The organism is Bacillus sp. SIMBA_154, assembly GCF_046536015.1.
GTDB lineage: Bacteria > Bacillota > Bacilli > Bacillales > Bacillaceae > Bacillus > Bacillus pumilus_P.
The window spans coordinates 1-288 of sequence record NZ_JAWJBV010000166.1; the positions used below are offsets into that span (position 1 = coordinate 1).

1 protein-coding gene is annotated in these 288 nt (G+C 32.3%); it reads left to right on the top strand.

Annotation, left to right across the window (positions count from 1 at the left end; genetic code table 11):
• A partial coding sequence (locus tag R0K30_RS21590; RefSeq protein WP_410612852.1) for a hypothetical protein occupies positions 1-243 on the top strand: 243 nt, incomplete at its 5' end.
• Positions 244-288 lie beyond the last annotated feature (45 nt).

Genomic DNA, 288 nt, shown 5'->3' on the forward strand with positions numbered 1-288 from the left:
CCAAATAGCTTTCCTGATGGAACGCTATACCTTATTGCAGGCGTGTTGATTCTTATAGTTACTGTTCTTAATGCATTCAAAGGAATAGCTTACGAATGGCTTACTATATTATTTGCTACAGTCTCTATTGTGATAGGGGTGAATAAGATGTTTGCTCAAGATATAAAGTTTCTACCTCCTATCTTGATAGCAATAGGAGTAGTTGCTTTGTTCAATAGCATAAAAAAACTTAGAAATCAGTAGTTTATATAAGTGATTTTATATTACTGAATTACAGACACAAAAAAC